The following is an 18,912-nucleotide window of genomic DNA, read 5'->3' on the forward strand; positions in this document are numbered from 1 at the left end:
CCAATGCGGGGTTTGGGAAATGGCTAGGAGAACTGCTCGTTCCTGACGGTCCGGATGAGCGCCCTCGTCTCCTCGGGCGTCAGGGAACTGCGGTAGAGGGCGTCGTGGTACTCGCGGTACTTCTCGACGGCCTTCGCCCGCTCGATGTGCCGGATGCCGGCGTGGGTCTCGATGTGCACGACGTCGCGATCGATGTCCTCGCTGAACTCGAAGTAGGCGTACATGCACGTGCTCGTGAACAACGGCTGCGTCGAGAACGGGAAAATGCGCAGCTCGATGTTGGGGGCGGTGGAGCTCTCGATGAGGTGGTCCAGCTGGGTGCGCATGATCTCGGGGCTGCCGACCAGCTGGCGGATGCTGGACTCGTGGGTCACGGCTACCAGCGTGAGCGGGGGTTGCCCCTCGCGCTGGCGCAGGGCTCGCTGGCGCTTCATGCGCAGCTCGACGAGCTGTTCGATGTCGTCGGACGTGCGCCACGGCTCGGTACTGCGGTAGTAGGCGCGCGCGTAGTCGGCCGTCTGCAACAGGACCGGGATCGCGGGGATGGTGTACACCCTGGCGACCGAGGCCTCGGTCTCGTAGGCGACGTGCGCGCCGAGTTCGTCGGAGATCTGCCCGCTGTAGTCGGTCCACCAGCCCTGTGACTGGGACGCCTTCGTCCAGCGTTCGAGGCGGCTGGCGACCTGCGTGCCCTCGATCCCGTAGAAGCGGACGAGGTCTCGGATATCGCGAAGCTGGGGACGGCCCTGTGCGTTCTCGAGGCGGGACAGCTTCGAGGTGGAGATCAGGAGCGCTTCGGCGACCTCTTCGAGGGTGCGGCCTGCCTCGCCGCGGAGCCTGCGCAGCTCCTCGGCGATGCGGCGCCGCGGTACCACGGGGCCTGGATCAGCCATCGGACCTCGATCCGGGTGCTTAGAACCACGGGTGTTCCAGTGCGGGATGTCTTCGTGGGAATCCCAGAACGCAGATTGTAGGCCATCGCCGCAAGTCCGTCCCGGAGCGGGTTCAACGCAGTCTCCTATTACGCCGAATGGGTGGCATCGGGCGTTGTGTTGTCGTTCTGGGCACCGCAACGTCGCGCATCGCTAGGCCACAAGGGTGGACTCCGTGGGATACCAAGAATGGGAATTGCACAGCGGTTGCCCATCGCGGGACACTCAAGGCGTAGTTCCCAACAGATCCCACCACGTCGCACAGGAGGGAGACCGCCGGCACGAGCGTAGGAGCGATCGAGGAGGGGACGCGGCAAACCCGTCGAGCAGAGGGAGGTCGACAATGTTCGTGTCGTTGCGAGTGGGCTTGTTCGTCCGTGTCCTTGTGGTGGCGGCAATGGTGGCCGCGGGGCTGATGCTCGTCCTCAGTTCCCGTGCGGAGCCGGGTGCCCCGCAGGGCGGTGACCGCCGAGCCGGGACCGAGCAGGTCCAGGCGAACGAGGCGGCGGCCGAGACCCGCTACCGCGTTTCCGGAACCGATGGTGCAGGCCTGAACGTGCGGGCCTGCCCGGACGCCGACTGTGTCAAGGTCGGCTGGATCGACGAGGGCGCGCCCTTCGTCGGCACCTGCTGGGAGCCGGGCGCACCGGTTTCCGGCAACACCATGTGGGTCAGCGGCACCGTCGACGGCCGCACCGGGTTCATCTCGGCCCACTACCTCCGACCCGAGTCCGGGGTGGGCGCGCCCGCCTGCGAGGACCCGGTCGATCTCGCCCGGTGACCCCGGGCGCCCTGAGGGCGCCGGTCCCTCAGGGCAAAGGGCGACCCCGCAACGAGGCGTCGAGCACTTGAACCGGGTGGAACATCGGGATGTCGCCGTCGAGGTACCGGCCGATCTGCAACAGGCAGCCAGGGTTCGCGGTCACGAGCAGGTCCGGGTTCACGGCGCGGATGTTGCTCGCCTTGCGCTCGCCCAGCTCCGCCGCGGGTTCCGGCTGCACCATGTTGTAGATGCCGGCCGAACCGCAGCACAGCTCCGCTTCCGGCAGGTCCACGACGTCCAGGCCGGGAATCGTCCGCAGCACCGCCCTCGGCTGGGCCCGCACACCCTGGGCATGGCCGAGATGGCAGGCGTCGTGATAGGCGGCCTTCGCCTTCACCGGATGCCGCTTCGCCCGCGGCTCCAGCTCCGCGAGCAGCTCGGTCACGTCCCGGACCTTGGCGCTGAACGCCTTCGCCCGCTCAGCCCACTCGGGATCGTCGGCCAGCAGGTCGGCGTACTCCTTCATCGACGAGCCGCAGCCCGCGACATTCACGACGATGTTGTCCACGGGCAGCTTCTCGAACGTCTCGATGGTGCGCTTCGCGTGCTTGGTGGCGTGGTCCTCGCGACCGGCGTGCAACCCGAGCGCGCCGCAGCAGCCCTGGTCCCTCGGCGTCAGCACCTCGCAGCCCTCGGCCGCGAGCACGCGCTGGGTCGCGACGTTGACCTCGTGGAAGAACACGTCCTGCACACAACCCGAGAGCATCGCGACCCGGCGTTGCACGGGACCGTCCGGCTTCACGCGCCTCGGCAGCGACGCGAACGCGTTCCGCAGCTTCACCGGCGGCATGAGCGCCTGGGTCGCGCGCAACCGGGGCGGGAGCACCCGCTCGGCCAGACGGTTCAGGCGCAGCTTCTGGTAGGCGAGCCCGAAGATCGCCGCAGCCCGTAGCCGCCGCCGGTAGGGGAACAACGCGAAGATGCCGCTCCGGAACAGCCGGTCGGATCGCGACCGCTCGACGTTGCGCTCGATCTGCGGGCGCGTGGCCTCCAGCAGGCGGTTGTACTGCACACCGGACGGGCACGCCGTCACGCACGCCATGCAGCCGAGGCACGCGTCGATGTGCTCCGTGAAGGCGCCCTGCAGTTCGATCTCGCCACGCTCGGCAAGGTCCATCAGGTAGATCCGGCCGCGCGGCGAGTCCATCTCCTCGCCCCACAGCTGGTAGGTCGGGCACGTCGGCAGGCAGAACCCACAGTGCACGCAATCGTCGAGCAGCTCCCGCGATGGTGGGTGCAGCGCGTCGAACCCCGGCTCCGTCCGCTCCGTCACGGGTTCTCCTCTCTGTTGCCGAACTCCCCGAACCACGACTCGAACCGGCCCGGGCTCAGCCGCCCCTGTGGGTCCAGCTCGTTCTTCAGCGCTCGCAGCACCCGGATCGCCGAGGGCATGCGGCCCCACGCGCGGACACCGCTCGGCGGCCGCTGATGCGTCACCGATGTCCCGCCGATCGCCGTCACGGCGTCGTGCATGCGGTCGACCTCCCCGAACGGCAGCTGCACCGTGCCGATGCCGGTGCCCAGCCCGGCCACCGCGGGCCCACCGGGTGCACCGATCAACCCCGCGAGCCTGCTGGGCCTGCAACCGACGCGGACCACCGCCGCGCCGGTCAGCTCCGCGTGCCTGGCCCAGGCGGCGTCGGCGTCCTCCTCGGTGAGCACGGAGCCGCCGATGAGCCCGGCCAGCTCCCTCGCCCTGGCCTCCGTGCCGTCGGGTGTTCCTTCGAGCCGCGTCAGCAGCGTGCCGTCGGCCCACTCCAGGCACACCGGTTCGAGCGCGCTGCCGAGCACCAGCGCGGCTCGTTCCGCGCCGACGTCCAGCGGGCAGTCGAGCGATACCGTCCGCGCGGAGGACGGGACGGGATGCAGCCGCAGCACGACCTCGGCCAGCAGCGCGAACCCGCCGTAGGAGCCGTGCAGCAGCTTCGCGAGGTCGTAACCCGCGACGTTCTTGATCACGTGTCCGCCCGTGCGCGCGACCGTGCCGTCGGCGAGCACCACGGTCGCGCCGATCACCAGGTCCCGTAGCGATCCGTACGCGAGCGCGAGCGGACCCGAGTCGGCCGTGGCGACGAGCCCTCCGACCGTCGCGCCCCGGGCCGCCCTGGTGGCGTCGAACGCGAGACGCTGGCCGTTGGTTGCCAGCTCGGCCTGCAACTCCGACACTCGTGTGCCCGCCCGCACGGCGACCGTCATGTCGGAGGGGTTATAGGCGAGTACGCCGGTCATCCGCGTGGTGTCGAGCACCGTGTCGGTTGGCAGCGGTGCGCCCGCCCACTCGGCCGCGGTCCCGGCCCCCTGGATCTGGATGGTGCCCTCGGTGTCCGCGAGCGCTTCGTGCGCGCCCCGCAGGTCCGTGGGCGCCAGCATGGTGGCGGTCATAGCCGTTCGATCACTCCCGCCTCCTCCAGCGGATGCGGCCGGTACCGGCCGGGACGTTCACCGCACAGGCGGGGGGTGGGTAGCAGCTTGCCGGGGTTGCACAGCTTTCCGGGGTCGAAGGCCGAACGGACCCGATCCATCGTGGCGAGGTCGTCGACCCCGAACATGCGCGGCATCGAACACGCCTTGTCGGTACCGATCCCGTGTTCGCCCGACAGGGAGCCGCCCAGCTCGACGCACAGTTCGGCGATGCCCTTCGACAGTTCTTCCGCCCGTTCCAGCTCGCCGGCGTCCTCGTCGAAGAGCACGAGCGGGTGGAGGTTGCCGTCACCGGCGTGGAACACGTTCGCGACCCGCAGCCCGGCTGCCTGCCCCATCTCCTCGATGCGCCCGAGCACCTCCGCGAGGCGGGTCCTCGGCACCACGCCGTCCTGCACGATGTAGTCGGGACTGATCCGGCCGACGGCCGCGAAAGCGGCCTTGCGCCCCATCCAGATCTTCGCCCGTTCGCCAGCGTCGCCCGCGATGTGCAGCCGCGTGCAGCCGTGCCGGTCGCAGATGGCCTTGACCTGCTCGAACTGGCTGCCGCACTCGGCGGCGGGCCCGTCCAGTTCGACGACGAGCGCGGCCGGGGTGTCGAGCGTGTAGCCGGCGCCGACCGCTTTCTCCGCGGCCTGGATGGCGAGGTTGTCCATCATCTCCACCGCGGCGGGGACGATGCCGGCGGCGACGATGTCGCTCACGACCTCGCCCGCCGCGCGCACCGAGGGGAAGTCGGCGAGCAGCGTCCGCACGGTCTCGGGCACCCGCAACAGCCGCACGGTGATCTCACAGACGATCCCGAGCGTGCCCTCGGAGCCGATGAAGACCCCGCGCAGGTCGGGTCCCAGCTGGTCGCCGGTGTCGCCGCCGAGCGTCACCACCTCGCCGTCGGGGAGCACGGCGGTCATCGAGAGCACGTGGTTGGTGGTGAAGCCGTACTTCAGGCAGTGCGCGCCGCCGGAGTTCTCGGCGACGTTCCCGCCGATCGTGCAGACCTGCTGGCTCGACGGGTCCGGCGCGTAGTAGAGCCCCTGCGGCGCCGCGGCCTTCGTGATGTCGAGGTTGGTGACGCCGGGCTGCACCACGGCCCGCCGGTCGACGGCGTCCACCTCCAGCACCCGCCGCAGGCGCTGCAGGGAGATCACCACGCCGTCCGCGACCGGCATGGCCCCGCCGGAGAGCCCGGTGCCCGCGCCGCGTGCGACGAACGGAACGCCGTGCTCGTGGCACACCCGCACCGCCGCGGCCACGCTCTCGGTGTCCAGCGGCAGCACGACGAACGCGGGAACCTGCCGGAAACCGGTCAGTCCGTCACACTCGTAGCTGCGGAGCTGGACGGGATCGGAGAGCACGTTGCGCGCTCCGACCGCGGAGGCCAGCGCATCACGCACGGCCGCGTTGAGCATCCTTGCCCACCTTTTCGCTTTACGGAATCTAAATACCGTTTCGAGGAAAACGGTACAACTGTCCTGCGGGACCAAGTCAAGCCTTCCCCGCCCCGCCGACCAGGTGACGGCTCCGGCCGGGCACCCCGGCCGGAGCCCCTCCGGCAAGGAACCGAACGCGAACCGGCTGTCGCGCTGCCTCAGGCGTTGATCTCCTTGCGCCCGCTGTCGGCGCTTTCGATCGTGATCTTGCGCGGCTTCGCCTTCTCGGAGACCGGGATGCGCAGGGTCAGCACACCCGAGTCGTACGACGCCTTGATGTTGTCCGCATCGAGGGTGTCGCCGAGGAACAGCTGCCGGGAGAAGACGCCGAACGGGCGCTCGGACACCTGCATCTCGACATCCTCGCCGTGCGGCAGCGGGCGCCGTTCGGCCTTCACCGTGAGCACGTTGCGCTCCACGTCGAGCTCGATCGCGTCGGCGGAGACGCCGGGCAGGTCGAAGCACACGACGAACTCGTCGCCGGCGCGGTAGGCGTCCATGGGCATCGCGGTCGGGCGGGACCACGTGCCCGGTGCATTGCCGAGCACCTGCTGGGTGAGCCGGTCCAGCTCTCGGAAGGGGTCGGTGCGCATCAACATCGTTCTTCCACCTCCTGTTGCCGTTGTCGTTGCGGTCCTCGTGCCGACGCGCACTTCAGTTATAGCTCGTCGTCGTTCCGTTGACAAGAGGCGATGTCATCGGCAAGATGACTTACGTGAACAGATACGAACGACTGCGGTCGGCCGTCGAGGGAGCGGCCAACGGCGACGAGCTCGACGGCAACCAGGTGCTGGCCGCCCTCGTGCTCCTCAGGGAGCTGAGGGACGACCTCGCGGACTGGGAACCGCAGCTCATCGCCGCCGCGAGACAGCTGGGCACCAGCTGGGCGGAACTCGCCCCCGCGCTCGGGGTCGCGAGCAGGCAGGCTGCCGAGCGCCGGTACCTGCGGCTGCGGCAGTCCGACTCGGGGGAGCCGACCGCCGACGGTCGCGTGCGGGCGGAACGCGACCGTCGCGCGGGCGATCGGGCGGTGGCCGAGTGGGCGAGGGACAACTCGGCGACGTTGCGCAGGCTCGCGGCCATGGTCAGCGCGGCGGAAGGCCTCGGCGCACCCGCACGCGGGTACGTCGATCGAGTGGAGAAGGCGCTCGGCGAGAGCGATCCGGTGATCTTGCTGCAGCCGCTCGCCGGAGTCGGCCCGCACCTGAGGGACACCCATCCGGCGCTCGCCGAGCAGGTCGACGACATCACCGCGCGCTCGGAGCAGGTGCGCAGGGAGACCGTCGGCCGCAGAGAAGGAAAACGGTAGCTGTCGATGAGCTGCGCAAACGCGTACCTTCACTCTCATGCGGGTTATGTGGAAGGGCGCGGTGTCGTTCGGGCTCGTCACGATCCCGATCCACCTCTACGCGGCCACCGAGAGCAAGAACGTCTCGATGCGCCAGGTCCACGAGGCCGATGGCGGGCGCATCCAGTACAAGCGGTTCTGCACGATCGACGGCCAGGAGGTGCCTTACGCCGATATCGCGAAGGGCTACGAGCTCTCGGACGGTGGCATGGTGGTGCTCACCGACAAGGAACTGTCCGACCTACCGCTGTCGACGTCGCGCACCATCGACGTGCAGGAGTTCGTGCCGCTCGAAGCCATCGACCCCATCTACTACGACAAGAGCTACTACCTCGAGCCGCAGAAGGCCGCGCTCAAGCCGTACGTCCTCCTTCGGGACGCGTTGCAGAAATCGGGACAGGTCGCCATCGCCAAGGTCGCGATCCGCCAGCGTGAGGCGCTCGCGGTGCTGCGTGTGCTCTCCGACGTCATGGTGCTCACCACGATGCTGTGGCCGGACGAGGTGCGGGAGCCGGACTTCCCGTTCCTCAAGGAGGACGCTCCTCAGGTCCGTTCGCAGGAGATGACGATGGCGGCCTCGCTCATCGACTCGCTCTCAGACAGTGTCTTCGAGCCGTCGAAGTACCAGGACAGCTACCGGGAGGCGCTGCTGTCGCTGATCGAGTCGAAGGTCGCGGGTGAGGAGACCACCAAGCCGAAGGCGGCCACGGCGGAGGCCGAGGTGACCGACCTCATGGCGGCCCTGCAGGCCAGTGTCAGCGCGGCCAAGAAGTCGCGGCAACCAGCCAAGACGGCCAAGACCCGCAAGGCGCCCGCAGCCAAACGGGCTCCGAGGAAACCGGCCAAGGAAGCCTGAGGGCGTGTCGCTCCCGGCATTGTCGGAGTGCGGTGGTACCAAAAGGCTATGACGTGCACACACTGCCAGAGCGGACTCGACCACTGCCACGGCACGCTGGTGCAGCACGTTGCCGGTGGTGCTGAGTGCACCGACCAGGGGTGCACCGACTTCGAGCTGGTGCGTCACACGTTGGTCATCGAGTGCGAGTCGGTCGACGGTGGCTGTGCCTGCACCGAGCCCGTGTACTACGAGGAGTTGCTCCGCGCCTCGTAGGAGTTCGGCGGCTTCTCGGAGGTCAGCCGCGCCTACTTCGGTGACGCGGCCTTCGGTTCGGCGGCGAAGCGCAGGCCGAAGTTGTCGAGCGTCGCGGGTAGCGGGCGCTGGGGGCTGAGGGCCTGCGGCGACATGAGGCGGTAGTCGCCACGGCGCAGCAGTTCCGCGAGCATCGTGCTGGTCACGAACAGGACCAGGTTCTCTCCGGGGCATTTGGCGGGGCCGTCGCTGAACGGCACGAGGGCGGGATGCTGTTCGGCACGGCCGTCGAGCCACGCCTGGGGGTCGAACCCGTCGGCGAAGGGGATCGCCTCGGGATCGCGGTGGAAGTACGGCGTGAAGACGAAAAACGTCGTGCCGGGCGGTAGCTGGGTGCCATGCCAGGACGTCGCGGTGGTGCTCTCCCTGAGCAGCACCGGGGTGGTCGGCCACAGGCGCACGGTGTCGAGCACGCAGCCGCGCAGGTACGGCAGCGCCGGATCGTCGAGGTCCGCGTGTGCGCGGGCGGCCTGGCGCGGGTGAGTGGCCAGCAGCGCGAGCGTGCGGAGTGTGGCCATGCCTGCGGCGTCGAAGGCGAACAGCCAGTGCGGCACCTGGCCTGCGGGGTCGATCCCGGGCTCCGTGGGCAGCTCGGAGTTCTTCGCCGCGAGGCTGCCGCTCTCGGCACGGTCGAGCAGCTCGCTGATCCGCCGTTGCAGTGACTGCTGTGCGCGCCCCGCCTTCGGCCACAGGAAGGCCCAGTTGGCGCGCAGGCGGAGGCGGGCGAGCTCGTCGGTGACGGCGTGCTCGTCGCGAGCGGCGTCGCCGAAGACGATGCGCCGGACGATCCGCCACCACGCGGTGTTGAAGGCGGCCCAGTCGAGCTCGGTCGCGTCCGCCAGGAGTCGCTCGGTCTCCTCGCGAACCACCGTGCGGGCCTGGTCCGCGAGTGAGTGCAGGTCGTGACCGGTCTCGAGCACGGCCTCGTTGTACCGGCGTCTCGGCTCGCGTTCCGTGCTCTTGGTGGCGAGCACGGCGTGGGGCTGGAAATGGTTGAGCGCGGCCCGCTTCTCGAAGCCGGCCGGATGGAAGGGGGCTGGAGTATTGGTCAGTACCCGCTCGACGTCCTGGGCGTCGAGCACGAGCGCGATGGACCTGCCCGGTACGCGCAGCAGCAGCGGGCCCGCTCCGTAACGCGCGTGGAGCCCGCGCAGCAGGCCGATGGCGGGCCGGTCGAGCTGGAGCCGCTCCGCGAGCGCCATTACCCGTGGGCGGCGCTTGATGACGCCACCCGCGAGCGTGGGCAGCACGACGCCGCCCGCCACCTTGGCGGTGTCGGGGATGGTCGCCTGCTGCGTCATCGGTCGCGCTGAGAGGGGAGCTGAGAGGGGATGCCCCTGCCCTCTTCCGGGCTCAGCCCCAGGGCCTCCAGCAACTCGGCGCATTCGGTGGCGTCTGCGGCGGCGGATGCGATGGCGCGGACGGCCCTGCGCCGCTGCTCCGCGGTCGGTTCCTCCGTCCGAGGCAGAGTGGGCTGTAGGTTCTGACTCGGAGCGGTCGGGCTGTATGCGTTCACGGCTACTCCCGAGGTCGAGATCACGTGGACCCCGCAGTTACCCCGTCGGCACGGCCCTTACACGTTCGGTTTCCGGTGATCGGTGCTCGGGTATCCCAACGGACGTGGCCCCGTGTCACGCGCCGAACCGTGTCACGCAGAAAGGAGTCTGAGGTGCCTACCGACGCTTATCTCGCGTTCCTCGGCCTGGGCCTGATCATGATCGTCGCCGACGGACAGATCCTCTACCACAGCGGTAAGCGGTATTTGTCCGATGTGGACACTGACATGTCGACGGCGGGCTCTCAGACCCGGCTCATCGCGGTGCTCTTCCACATCGTGATGCTGGGCTTCATGCTGCTGCTGTCGGTGTTCAACTTCAACTTCGGTGGCGGGACGGTCCGTGCTGTCGTCGGCAACCTGGGTGTACTGCTGCTCGTTCTCGGGCTCGTGCACGCGGTCACGATGGCCGTGCTGTCGAACATGCACGACAGCAAGATGGTCGAGGAGAGCATCAACAAGCCCACTCCGGCGTCCGGCGTACCGACGGCCCGGACCACGAACGGCGAACTCCAGCGCGGCCCGGTGGTGGCCCCCGTGCCGGGTCAGCCGGGACGAGATCCCCGGATGAGCCCGACGATCGAGAACCAGTCGCTGTGACGGCGAGCCGGTCTCGGCCCGCGCGGCTCGCGTGACGCGAGTTCGTAGCACGCGAGCAGGCGCAGGCCGAACCACTCGTCAGTGGTCCAGTCGGCCTCCGTTCGCGGGGGCTGCCAGCCTTCGCGAAGAGCCTGTCTGCGGATGTCGTAGGCGTGACCGGCGATCAGCACCAGCTGCGTGGTGGGGACCGCGCGATCGACCAGCCGTTCCTCGTCACGCAGTGTGTCGGCGATGCGCTCGAGGTGCTGGTCGAACAGCCGTCGCAAGGCGGGCTGCGAGAGCGCCCGCCAGCCGGACTGGAGTTCCTCGCCCATCCGGCTCAGCCAGCGGCGCGCAGAACGGTCCGTCGCCGAGTCCAACCAGCCCACACCTGATGATGCACACGGCGAGCGATTGATCGCTACTGGTACCTGCCAGTGGGTGACAACGATCGGGGTCACTCACCCGCGAGGAACTTCCGCAACTGGTCCACCACCGCCTTGGGCTGCTCCTCGGGGAGGAAATGCCCGCAGTCGGCGATGGCCGCGGCGGTCACGTCGTCGGCGTACTCCCGCCAGATCTCCGCACTCGGCAGCGTACCGAGCAGCCCCTTCTCTCCCCACAGCGCGAGCACCGGCAGCGTGAGCCTGCGCCCCGCGTCGGCATCGGCGTCGTCGTGCTCGGCGTCGGTGGGAAACGACGCTCGATAGTCGTCGAAACCCGCCCGCAGCGCACCCGGTGCCGAGAAGGCACGAACGTACTCGGCGATCGCCTCCGGCTCCAGCCGGTCGCGCCTGTGGGTCCAGCGTTCGAAGAAATACCCCAGATATCCGGCGACGTCCTGGGCCGCGAGCCGTTCCGGCAGGTCGGGTTGCAGGTGGAACAGCCAATGCCAGTACGCGCGCGCGACGCCGCTGTCGAGCCTGCGCCACATCTCCCTGGTGGGGATGATGTCCAGCACGGCGAGCCGTTCGACCTGATCGTGCCGGTCGAGTGCCCAGCGGTGACCGACCCGCCCGCCCCGGTCGTGCCCGACCACGCTCACACGGTCGAAGCCCAGCGCGCCTGCCAGTGCCGCGACATCGGCGGCCATCGTGCGCTTGTCGTAGCCGTCGCGCGGCTTGTCGGTGAGCCCGTAACCGCGCAGATCCGGCACCAGCACCGTGTACTCCCGCGCCAGCGGCTCGACCACCTTGCGCCAGCAGTGTCCCGTCTGCGGCCAGCCGTGCAGCAGCACGACGGGTGGGCCGGAGCCCGCGCGCCGGTAGTGCATGCGAATGCCGTTGACCTGCTCCATCCCGGTTTCCATGCCCAAATCTAACCAGCTAAGGTGGTTAGATGACCACGGCCGAATGGGTGTTCGATGGCGGCAGGCCCTGCCTGCACCTGGTCAACACGCTGCGCGATCGGCATCGGGGCGGCCGGGAACTGCTCACCACGCCCGCCGCGCTTACCGAATGGCTGGGCCTGGCCGGCTACGGCGGAAGGGCGACGGCGGCGGACCTGGCGACCGCGCTGGAGCTGCGGGAGGCCGTCGATCGCGTCAGCCGCGCCGTCTCGGCGGGGGAGCGTCCCGATCGGGCGGACGTGACCGTGCTCAACACCGTCGCCGCCTCGGCGCCCGCCCCCGCGTTGCGCCTCGACGCCGACGGCACACCTCGGCGCACCGTCCAGGGCGGCACCGGGCGGGTCACGACGGCGCTCGCGATGCTCGCCGTCGACGCGATCGAACTGGTCACGACCTCGCCGTGTGTGCGGATCTGCGCGGCGGACGACTGCGGGCTCCGGTTCGCCGACTCCTCACCGAAGCGCAGCCGGCAGTGGTGCTCGATGGCGCGCTGCGGCAACCGCGCGAAGGCGCGTGCACACTACGCCCGGCGTCAGCGCTGAGCGCCGCCGATGAGCATCAGCAGCGCGTCGCCTGCCGGGGTTGCCGGGGGAGCGCCCGTGGCGAGCCTGCGCAGCTGCAGCCCCGCGATGAGCGCGACCACGGGCCCGGCGAGGCGCTCCGGGCCGGGCACCCCGAGCGCGCGCAGGATGGTCACGGTGAGTTCGTCGTAGGCGGCGAAGCAGCGGCCGGCCGCGTCGCGCAGTTCCGGATCGCGCCCGGCCTGCAGGTACAGCTCCAGCGACGCGATCTCGTCGATGCTCATCGGCATCGCCTCGAGCACCCGCTCGACCGTCGCGGCGGCGTCGGCGAGGCTCAGGTCCTCGGCGCGCTGTGCCTCGGCCAGTCCGGCGAGCCTGCCCGTCTCGTCCTCGACGAAGAGCAGCAGCGCCTCGCGCAGCAGCTCGGTCTGGCTGGGGAAATGGTAGGTCAGCGACCCGAGAGAGACTCCCGCCTCAGCGACGATCCTGCGGTTGGTCAGCCCCGCAACGCCCTGCTCGCCGATCACGTGCAGTGCGGCGCGCAGGATCGCCTCCCTCGTGTTCACGGTGTCCGATCGTGCCAGCGCTCGACGCCTTCCAGCTGCGCGGCCAGCGAGACCAGCACGTCTTCGGAGTCGGCGGGGCCGGCGAGCTGGGCGCCCATCGGCAGGCCGCCGGCGGTGAGACCGGCCGGGACGTTGACCGAGGGCCAGCCGAGCACGTTCCACGGCCACGCGAACGGGCAGGCGGCGACGATCGCGCGGTCGGTACGCCAGTTCGGCAGGTCCGTGAACACGTCGGCACGGGGCGGCGGGGTGGCCGTTGTGGGCGTGAGCAGCACGTCGACCTCGGAGAAGATCCTTCCGATCCGCCTTTGCCACAGTGGTTCGAGCCGCCGTGAGAGGGCGAGCAGCGGCCGCAGGCGGGACCCCGTGCGCCGGTTGGCGAGCGTGCGCGGGTCGAGCAGCGCGGGATCGGGCACCCGGTCGGCCCAGTCGGCGACGCCCCCGAGCGAGCGCGGCAGGAAGTCCAGTCCGATCAGCCCGTAGCGCGGTTCGGTCTCGACCACCTCGTGACCGAGGTCGGTGAGCACGCGTGCCAGCCGGACGACGGCGGCGCGAACGCGTTCGTCGAGTCGCGTGTAGAGCGCCGTGAACGGGGTGTTCAACGCGAGGCCGATGCGCAGCGGGCGGGGTTCTCGCGCCGCCGCCGTGCGGAACCGGTGCGCCGTGCCGGCGAGGACGTCGAGCAACAGCGCCGCGTCACCCACGGTCCTCGCCAGCGGGCCGTGTCCGGTCAGGCCGTGGAACAGCTCCGGCTCTGGGGCGGTGGGCACCAGACCGCGGGTGGCCTTGATGCCGACGAGGTTGGTCCAGGCCGCCGGAATGCGGATCGACCCGGCGCCGTCCGAGCCGACCGCAGCCGCGACGATCCCCGCGGCCACGGCCGAGGCGGAGCCGCCGGAGGAGCCGCCGGGCGTGTGGGCGGTGTTCCACGGGTTGCGCGTCACGCCGAACGCGGCGCCCTCGGTGAACGGCCACTGGCCGATCTCCGGGGTGTTGGTCTTGCCCACGATCACCGCTCCCGCCCGGCGCAGGCGGGTGACGACCTCCGCGTCGGCGTCGCGAACGGGGAACTCGCCGCGGCAGCCGAAGGCCGTGGGCAGGCCTGCGATGTCCGTGTCGTCCTTGATCGCCACGGGCACGCCGAGCAGCGGGGCCCGCTCGCCCTCGGCGAGGCGGCGGTCGGCGGACTCGGCCTCCCGGAGCGCCTCGGCCGAGCGGATGTGCCGGAAGGCGTTGAGCGTCGGCTGTGTCTCGGTGATGCGGTCGAGCGCCGCCGAGGTGAGTGCGACGGCGCTGACGCGGCCTTCGGCCAGCAGTGTGGCCTGTCCGGCGAGGCCCGCGAATGCGATGTCCTGCTCGATGTGTCGCATGGCGGCTCCACGTTGTTCGTTCGAACGAACGAGGATATCACCGACCGTCGGTCTGCCGCAGTCTCGCGGTGCGGATCGCGGTCACGAGCAGGGCCGCGAGCAGCAGGAAGTCCACGACGAACACGATCCGCTGGGTGAATCCCACCGGCAGCAGGGTCATGATCGTGGTGATCGCCGGTGTGGCGGGCAGTGCGTCCGCGACGTAGCTGACCCCGAACAGCCCCAGGCTCGCGAGGCTGATCCAGAGCAACCGCACCAGCATCACGTGGCTGGCGGCGAGTTCGGGCACGTCCTTGAACCGGTCGAGCAGTGAGAAGGCGATCGCGGGCAGGCACAGGAACGCGATGAGGCTCGCGTACTGGTGGATGCGGCCGCTCACCGGGTCGATGTCGGGCGTGAACGTGGCCGGGAAGAGCGCGGCGCCGACGAGTCCGGTCGCCGTGGCGTAGATGAGCACCGACGTCGTGCGGGGGAACGTGATGCCGGACGCGAGCAGTGCCCCGCGCACGGCGATCACCCCGACCGCGAACGACAGCAGGCTCGCCTCGAGCATGCCGCCGCCGTGGTCGCTGAACGCGTAGCGGCTCAGCGGGTCGGCGAGCGGGTCGAACGAGCTGACCAGGTGCAGGATCATCAACGTGAACAGGGCCCAGCCGAGGGACGCCCAGGCCGCGATTGCCCACACACGAGTGCGAGCTACCGCGTTGGTGGCTGTTTTGGTCCCCAGGTCGGCCATAACTCCAGCTTGGCCCTACTTGGTCGACTTCGGATCCGGGGAAGACCCTGAGTCACCCCTTAATCGGGGGTGAAGTCGATCACGGCGAACGCCTGGTCGTCGTGGCGTTTCGTCCGAGGCCAGCGCGCGCCGTCGGGATCGGCCTCCTCGGCCTCGCGCACGGCGTCGAGCACCGCCTTCGCGCCGCGCTCGCGGGCGAGGCGCAGCACGGTGGTCCAGTCGAAGAGGCCGTAGTCGTCGACGCCCACCGAGACGCCGTCGGTGGCGAGCAGCACGGTGTCGATGTCGGCGCGTGCCCAGCGCGCGCGCAGTGCGTGCTCCGCGGCGGCCGGGTCGGCTTCGGCGACCCAGAACCCGTTCTCCGCGTTGCGCAGGCGGTTGACGTCGGCGCGGGTGCGCAGGTGCCCGCCGTCGCGCAGGCGCGTCAGGCGCTGGTCGGCGAGCACCGTGGTACCCGTCCGTCCGAACGCGACGATCGGGCTGTCGGCGAGCACGAGGGCGTCCACGCGCTCGGTGGTCCACCGCAGCATGGCGACGGTGCTCGACGGCGAGTTCCCCGCCCGCAGTCCGTGTTCGCTCGCGACACCGGCGATCGCGGCGGCGAGCAGGTCGCCGAGGTCGGCGAAGGGATCGCTCGTGAGTCCGGCGTGGAGGTGCTCGGCGAGCCGGGACGCGTACCAGCCGCCGCTCGGCAGTTCGGCGCGGAACTCCGTGGCGCCGTCGAGCAGCACCACCGCGTTGGCGGTGGTCACCACGTGGTCCTCGGTCGGTCTGGGCCTGCCGTCGAGGCCGACGCCGGGCCGCTCGGCGATGTCGATCTCGGGCACGCGTCCGACACTAGCCAATCGTCAACTAGAGTTGACAACAGCGAGGGTGTCAACCTAGATTGACAGCATGACCGAGGCAACCGATCTGGCCGCGAGGGCGGGCGACCGCGATCCCAGGGTCGGCCTGCGCGCCGTGGCCGCACTGCGGAGGCTGCTGGAACAGCTCGAGGCGGTGCAGGTGCGCAGCGCGCGCGTGCACGGCTGGTCGTGGCAGGACATCGCCGACGAGCTCGGTGTCAGCAGGCAGGCCGTCCACAAGAAGTACGGGAGACGCTGATGTTCGAGCGGTTCACGAAAGACGCCCGCGCCGCGGTCAAGGAGGCTGTGCGCGAGGCGGAAACCCTGCGCTCGCCCGAGGTCGACCCGCTGCACGTGCTCGTGGCGCTCACGCGGTTCCCCGACGCCGGGGCGGGCCGGCTGCTCGGCACGCTCGGGGTCGCGCTCGACGACCTCGCCGCGCAGGCGCAGCAGGTGCGCCGCCGGGGCGGGCTGAGCGAGTCCGACGCCGCCGCGCTGGACGGGCTCGGCATCGACCTCGACGCGATCGTGTCGCGGGTGGAGCGCGAGCACGGACCTGGTGCGCTTGCGGGCGGCTGGCGGCGAGCGGGCGGGCACATCCCGTTCTCCGACAGCGCCAAGCGCGTGCTGGAGCGGACCCTGCGCGAGGTGGTCATGTTGCGGGGCAACGCGATCCGCGGCGAGCACATCCTGCTGGCGCTGGCGGTGGTGCCCGGCCCGGCGGCGGACGTGCTCGCCGGGCAGGGCCTCTCCCCTGATGCGATCAGGAACGCGCTGCGCGCGGCCTCATGACCGCGTGCGCCACACGACGTAGGGCAGGAACAGCTGCGCCAGCGGGCCGATGGCCAGCGCGTAGAGCACCGTGCCGAGGCCGACCGTGCCGCCGAGCAGGAAGCCGACGCCGAGAACGGTGAGCTCGATCAGGGTGCGGACCAGGCGCACCGAACGGCCCGTTCGCGCCGCGAGGCCGGTCATGAGCCCGTCGCGCGGCCCTGGGCCGAGTCGCGCGCCGACGTACACCGCCGTCGCGAGTCCGTTGAGGACGATGCCGCTGAGCAGGAACGTGACCTGCCAGCCCAGCGCGTGCTGGTCGGGCAGTACCAGCCGGGCCAGGTCGACCGTGATGGCGATGACGACCACGTTCGCGACGGTGCCGATGCCGGGCCGCTGCTTCAGTGGGATCCACAGCAGCAGCACGACCCCCGCCGCCAGCGCGGTGACCGTGCCGAACGTCAGCCCGGTCCGGTTCACCACGCCCTCGTGCAGCACGTCCCACGGGTTCAGGCCAAGTCCCGCCCTTGTCATCAGCGCCATGCTCGTGCCGTAGAGCGCGAGGCCGAGCAGCAGCTGGCTGAGCCTGCGGGTGGGGCTGGCGGTGACGGGGACGGGACGGAGGTCGATCTGTTCTAGCTGAGCCACAAATCCAATATCTGTGACCAATGGCTGGTATGGCCATAGCCAATCCGCAACAATTGGACTGATGAACGGTCAGTTCCCACTAGGTGGACGCATATCGGGCAGTCGGTTGGCCACGACGCTCGGCGATTGGCGCCAGAGCGGTTCCCGGCGCGGCGCCGCCGACCTGGCCTCCGCCATCGAGCTGCAGGTGCTCGACGGACGCCTCCCGGTCGGCACGCGGTTGCCCGCGGAGCGGGAGCTGGCCGACGCCCTCGGCGTCAGCCGGACCCTCGTCGGCGGCGCGCTCGACCGGCTTCGTGAGAGCGGCCTCGTCGCGAGCAGGCAGGGCGCAGGCTCGTGGATCACGTTCCCGCAGGGCGGCCGTGGCCTGCGGCCCGCTCCCGCCGACCGGCTCGACCTCATCGACCTCACGCACGCGTCGCCGCCCGCCGTGCCCGCGCTCCTGCCCGCACTCGACGCCGTGCGCGGGGCGTTCGCGGCGGAACTGCTCGACCACGGCTACCACGTGCGTGGCATGCCGGCGCTGCGCGAGCGGATCGCGGACCGCTACACCGCGCGTGGCCTGCCGACGAGCCCGGACCAGGTGCTGATCACCAACGGTGCGCAGCACGCGCTCTCGCTGGTCCTGCGCGCGCTCGTCGGCCCCGGCGACCGCGTGCTCGTCGAGCAGCCCTGCTACCCGAACACGGTGGGGGCCATCCGCGCCGCGCACGCGCTGTCGGTGCCCGTGGCCGTCGACCCGCACGACGGCTGGGACGTGCCCGGCATCGACGCCGCGCTACGCCAGGCCGCGCCCCGGCTCGCCTGCCTCACCGTCGACTTCCAGAACCCGACGGGTCACCTGCTCGGCGCGGAGGACCGCGAGCGGCTCGGGGTCGCACTCGCCAGGGCGAGGACGCCCGCCGTCGTCGACGAGACCATCGCGGAGCTCGACCTGCGCGACGGCGTGGAGCCGGTGCCGCCGCTCGCCGCGTTCACGCGCGATTGGGCGATCACCGTCGGCTCGGCGGCGAAGTCCTACTGGGGCGGGCTGCGGCTCGGTTGGATCAGGGCGCAGGAGGACCTGATCGACCGGCTCGCCGCCGCCCGGTGCACGCTCGACCTCGGCTCGCCGGTGCTGGATCAGCTCGCCCTCGCGGAGCTGCTCGCCGATCCGGAACCCGTGCTGGCCGCCCGCAGAACCGAGGTCCGAGGGATGCGCGACGCGCTCGTGGCCGCGGTGCGGGAGCACTGTCCGGAATGGACGTGCCGCGTGCCGGACGGTGGACTGTCGCTGTGGTGCAGGCTGCCGGAGCCGATGAGCACACGGCTGAGCGTGGCCGCCGCCAACCACGGGGTGCTCGTGGCGGAGGGTTCCCGGTTCGGCGTGCACGGCGGGCTCGAACGCTGGCTGCGGCTGCCGTTCTCGCTTCCGCCCGAGCGGCTGCGCGAGGCGGTGCGCAGGCTCGGCGTCGCGGCTGCCTCCGTGCTCTCGGCGGCGCCCGCGATCGAGACCCCGGCCGGTGCGGTGACCTGACCCCGGTGGCAGTGGGGCCAACCGCGGTGGCACCAACCGCAGTGAAGGCCACCTTCACTGCGTTCAACGCAGGCAAGGTGGCCTTCACTGCAGTCGGGCAGTGGGGCTGCGGTGTGCGGTGGGGCGAAAAAAGAGCCGGTGCGCTGGATGTGGGGGGTGCCGTCACTCCAGGGATGCGGGACGGTCGATCATCCAGCGCACCGGCTCCAGCCGTGCCCTGTTGGGGCACGGGCGCCGAGGGCCCTGCCCGGCATCGCCCCTCGCCATGCCGGGTGGGCCGCTCGGCTCAGGAGCGCATCGGGCGGCTGTTCCTGTTCGGCGCGGTGAACAGGAACGCCCGACGCTGCTCCCGA

23 protein-coding genes are annotated in these 18,912 nt (G+C 70.7%); 9 read left to right on the top strand and 14 right to left on the bottom strand.

Features of this window, described 5'->3' with window-relative positions:
• Nucleotides 1-23 precede the first annotated feature (23 nt).
• The gene (locus tag BA062_RS03565; protein ID WP_110334571.1) at nucleotides 24-893 is read right to left on the bottom strand and encodes a helix-turn-helix domain-containing protein; all 870 of its coding nucleotides are present in this window, start codon (nucleotides 891-893) and stop codon (nucleotides 24-26) included.
• 382 nt (nucleotides 894-1,275) lie between these two features.
• Between BA062_RS03565 and BA062_RS03570 the strand changes: the two genes are divergently transcribed.
• Nucleotides 1,276-1,713 carry a hypothetical protein gene (locus BA062_RS03570; protein WP_146239997.1) on the top strand — a complete coding sequence of 146 codons (438 nt, stop codon included), beginning with the start codon at nucleotides 1,276-1,278 and terminating at the stop codon, nucleotides 1,711-1,713.
• A gap of 28 nt (nucleotides 1,714-1,741) precedes the next feature.
• Here the strand turns inward: BA062_RS03570 and BA062_RS03575 are convergent, their stop codons facing one another.
• The 4 genes from BA062_RS03575 to BA062_RS03590 form a co-directional block, all read right to left on the bottom strand.
• Entirely contained in the window at nucleotides 1,742-3,028 is a 1,287-nt protein-coding gene (locus BA062_RS03575; RefSeq protein WP_110334573.1) for a (Fe-S)-binding protein, read from the bottom strand.
• Nucleotides 3,025-4,137 carry an FAD-binding oxidoreductase gene (locus BA062_RS03580; RefSeq protein ID WP_110334574.1) on the bottom strand — a complete coding sequence of 371 codons (1,113 nt, stop codon included), beginning with the start codon at nucleotides 4,135-4,137 and terminating at the stop codon, nucleotides 3,025-3,027. The genes BA062_RS03575 and BA062_RS03580 overlap by 4 nt, the downstream gene beginning before the upstream one ends.
• On the bottom strand, nucleotides 4,134-5,585 hold the full coding sequence (locus tag BA062_RS03585) for an FAD-linked oxidase C-terminal domain-containing protein (RefSeq protein WP_110334575.1): 1,452 nt from the start codon (nucleotides 5,583-5,585) through the stop codon (nucleotides 4,134-4,136). Before BA062_RS03585 ends, BA062_RS03580 begins: the two co-directional genes overlap by 4 nt.
• Before the next feature lie 179 nt (nucleotides 5,586-5,764).
• Nucleotides 5,765-6,205 carry an Hsp20/alpha crystallin family protein gene (locus BA062_RS03590; RefSeq protein ID WP_110334576.1) on the bottom strand — a complete coding sequence of 147 codons (441 nt, stop codon included), beginning with the start codon at nucleotides 6,203-6,205 and terminating at the stop codon, nucleotides 5,765-5,767.
• 116 nt (nucleotides 6,206-6,321) lie between these two features.
• On the opposite strand from BA062_RS03590, the gene BA062_RS03595 reads away from it, so the two are divergent.
• The 3 genes from BA062_RS03595 to BA062_RS03605 are packed head-to-tail and all read left to right on the top strand — an operon-like array spanning nucleotide 6,322 to nucleotide 8,065.
• Nucleotides 6,322-6,915 carry an HSP18 transcriptional regulator gene (locus tag BA062_RS03595; RefSeq protein WP_210406751.1) on the top strand — a complete coding sequence of 198 codons (594 nt, stop codon included), beginning with the start codon at nucleotides 6,322-6,324 and terminating at the stop codon, nucleotides 6,913-6,915.
• A gap of 37 nt (nucleotides 6,916-6,952) precedes the next feature.
• Nucleotides 6,953-7,810: a non-homologous end joining protein Ku gene (gene ku, locus BA062_RS03600; protein ID WP_110334577.1), complete on the top strand. Its 858-nt coding sequence runs from the start codon at nucleotides 6,953-6,955 to the stop codon at nucleotides 7,808-7,810.
• A gap of 48 nt (nucleotides 7,811-7,858) precedes the next feature.
• Complete coding sequence (locus BA062_RS03605) at nucleotides 7,859-8,065, top strand: hypothetical protein (RefSeq protein ID WP_110334578.1); 207 nt, start codon at nucleotides 7,859-7,861, stop codon at nucleotides 8,063-8,065.
• 32 nt (nucleotides 8,066-8,097) lie between these two features.
• On the opposite strand, the gene BA062_RS03610 is transcribed toward BA062_RS03605, so the two are convergent.
• On the bottom strand, nucleotides 8,098-9,405 hold the full coding sequence (locus BA062_RS03610) for a cytochrome P450 (protein ID WP_110334579.1): 1,308 nt from the start codon (nucleotides 9,403-9,405) through the stop codon (nucleotides 8,098-8,100).
• A complete protein-coding gene (locus tag BA062_RS40440) occupies nucleotides 9,402-9,620 on the bottom strand; it encodes a hypothetical protein (protein ID WP_110334580.1) in 219 nt (72 codons plus the stop codon). Before BA062_RS40440 ends, BA062_RS03610 begins: the two co-directional genes overlap by 4 nt.
• A 153-nt stretch (nucleotides 9,621-9,773) precedes the next feature.
• Between BA062_RS40440 and BA062_RS03620 the strand changes: the two genes are divergently transcribed.
• Nucleotides 9,774-10,259 carry a hypothetical protein gene (locus tag BA062_RS03620; protein WP_110334581.1) on the top strand — a complete coding sequence of 162 codons (486 nt, stop codon included), beginning with the start codon at nucleotides 9,774-9,776 and terminating at the stop codon, nucleotides 10,257-10,259.
• On the opposite strand, the gene BA062_RS03625 is transcribed toward BA062_RS03620, so the two are convergent.
• Nucleotides 10,205-10,627, bottom strand: coding sequence for a DUF6401 family natural product biosynthesis protein (locus tag BA062_RS03625; protein ID WP_245959660.1), 423 nt, complete (start codon nucleotides 10,625-10,627; stop codon nucleotides 10,205-10,207). The two genes, BA062_RS03620 and BA062_RS03625, sit on opposite strands and share 55 nt — an antisense overlap.
• A 68-nt stretch (nucleotides 10,628-10,695) precedes the next feature.
• Nucleotides 10,696-11,547 (bottom strand): alpha/beta fold hydrolase, encoded by an 852-nt coding sequence (locus BA062_RS03630; protein ID WP_110334583.1) that lies wholly within the window; start codon nucleotides 11,545-11,547, stop codon nucleotides 10,696-10,698.
• 29 nt (nucleotides 11,548-11,576) lie between these two features.
• On the opposite strand from BA062_RS03630, the gene BA062_RS03635 reads away from it, so the two are divergent.
• Nucleotides 11,577-12,128, top strand: coding sequence for a CGNR zinc finger domain-containing protein (locus BA062_RS03635; RefSeq protein WP_110334584.1), 552 nt, complete (start codon nucleotides 11,577-11,579; stop codon nucleotides 12,126-12,128).
• Here BA062_RS03635 and BA062_RS03640 read toward each other — a convergent pair.
• The 4 genes from BA062_RS03640 to BA062_RS03655 form a co-directional block, all read right to left on the bottom strand.
• The gene (locus BA062_RS03640) at nucleotides 12,119-12,673 is read right to left on the bottom strand and encodes a TetR/AcrR family transcriptional regulator (RefSeq protein ID WP_110334585.1); all 555 of its coding nucleotides are present in this window, start codon (nucleotides 12,671-12,673) and stop codon (nucleotides 12,119-12,121) included. The two genes, BA062_RS03635 and BA062_RS03640, sit on opposite strands and share 10 nt — an antisense overlap.
• A complete protein-coding gene (locus BA062_RS03645) occupies nucleotides 12,670-14,043 on the bottom strand; it encodes an amidase (protein ID WP_110334586.1) in 1,374 nt (457 codons plus the stop codon). The genes BA062_RS03640 and BA062_RS03645 overlap by 4 nt, the downstream gene beginning before the upstream one ends.
• A gap of 37 nt (nucleotides 14,044-14,080) precedes the next feature.
• The gene (locus BA062_RS03650; RefSeq protein WP_342768881.1) at nucleotides 14,081-14,728 is read right to left on the bottom strand and encodes a DUF998 domain-containing protein; all 648 of its coding nucleotides are present in this window, start codon (nucleotides 14,726-14,728) and stop codon (nucleotides 14,081-14,083) included.
• A 110-nt stretch (nucleotides 14,729-14,838) separates the two neighbouring features.
• The gene (locus BA062_RS03655) at nucleotides 14,839-15,606 is read right to left on the bottom strand and encodes a protein phosphatase 2C domain-containing protein (protein ID WP_110334588.1); all 768 of its coding nucleotides are present in this window, start codon (nucleotides 15,604-15,606) and stop codon (nucleotides 14,839-14,841) included.
• Between the two features lie 67 nt (nucleotides 15,607-15,673).
• Here BA062_RS03655 and BA062_RS03660 point away from each other — a divergent pair, with 67 nt between their 5' ends.
• Nucleotides 15,674-15,883 carry a helix-turn-helix domain-containing protein gene (locus BA062_RS03660; RefSeq protein ID WP_110334589.1) on the top strand — a complete coding sequence of 70 codons (210 nt, stop codon included), beginning with the start codon at nucleotides 15,674-15,676 and terminating at the stop codon, nucleotides 15,881-15,883.
• A complete protein-coding gene (locus BA062_RS03665) occupies nucleotides 15,883-16,416 on the top strand; it encodes a Clp protease N-terminal domain-containing protein (RefSeq protein ID WP_110334590.1) in 534 nt (177 codons plus the stop codon). The genes BA062_RS03660 and BA062_RS03665 overlap by 1 nt, the downstream gene beginning before the upstream one ends.
• Here BA062_RS03665 and yczE read toward each other — a convergent pair.
• Nucleotides 16,411-17,052, bottom strand: a complete 642-nt coding sequence (yczE, locus tag BA062_RS03670; protein WP_110335009.1) for a membrane protein YczE — start codon at nucleotides 17,050-17,052, stop codon at nucleotides 16,411-16,413. The two genes, BA062_RS03665 and yczE, sit on opposite strands and share 6 nt — an antisense overlap.
• A gap of 52 nt (nucleotides 17,053-17,104) precedes the next feature.
• Between yczE and yczR the strand changes: the two genes are divergently transcribed.
• Complete coding sequence (gene yczR / locus BA062_RS03675) at nucleotides 17,105-18,559, top strand: MocR-like transcription factor YczR (protein WP_210406752.1); 1,455 nt, start codon at nucleotides 17,105-17,107, stop codon at nucleotides 18,557-18,559.
• Nucleotides 18,560-18,912 lie beyond the last annotated feature (353 nt).

This window comes from Prauserella flavalba (assembly GCF_003202235.1).
Classification (GTDB): domain Bacteria; phylum Actinomycetota; class Actinomycetes; order Mycobacteriales; family Pseudonocardiaceae; genus Prauserella_A; species Prauserella_A flavalba.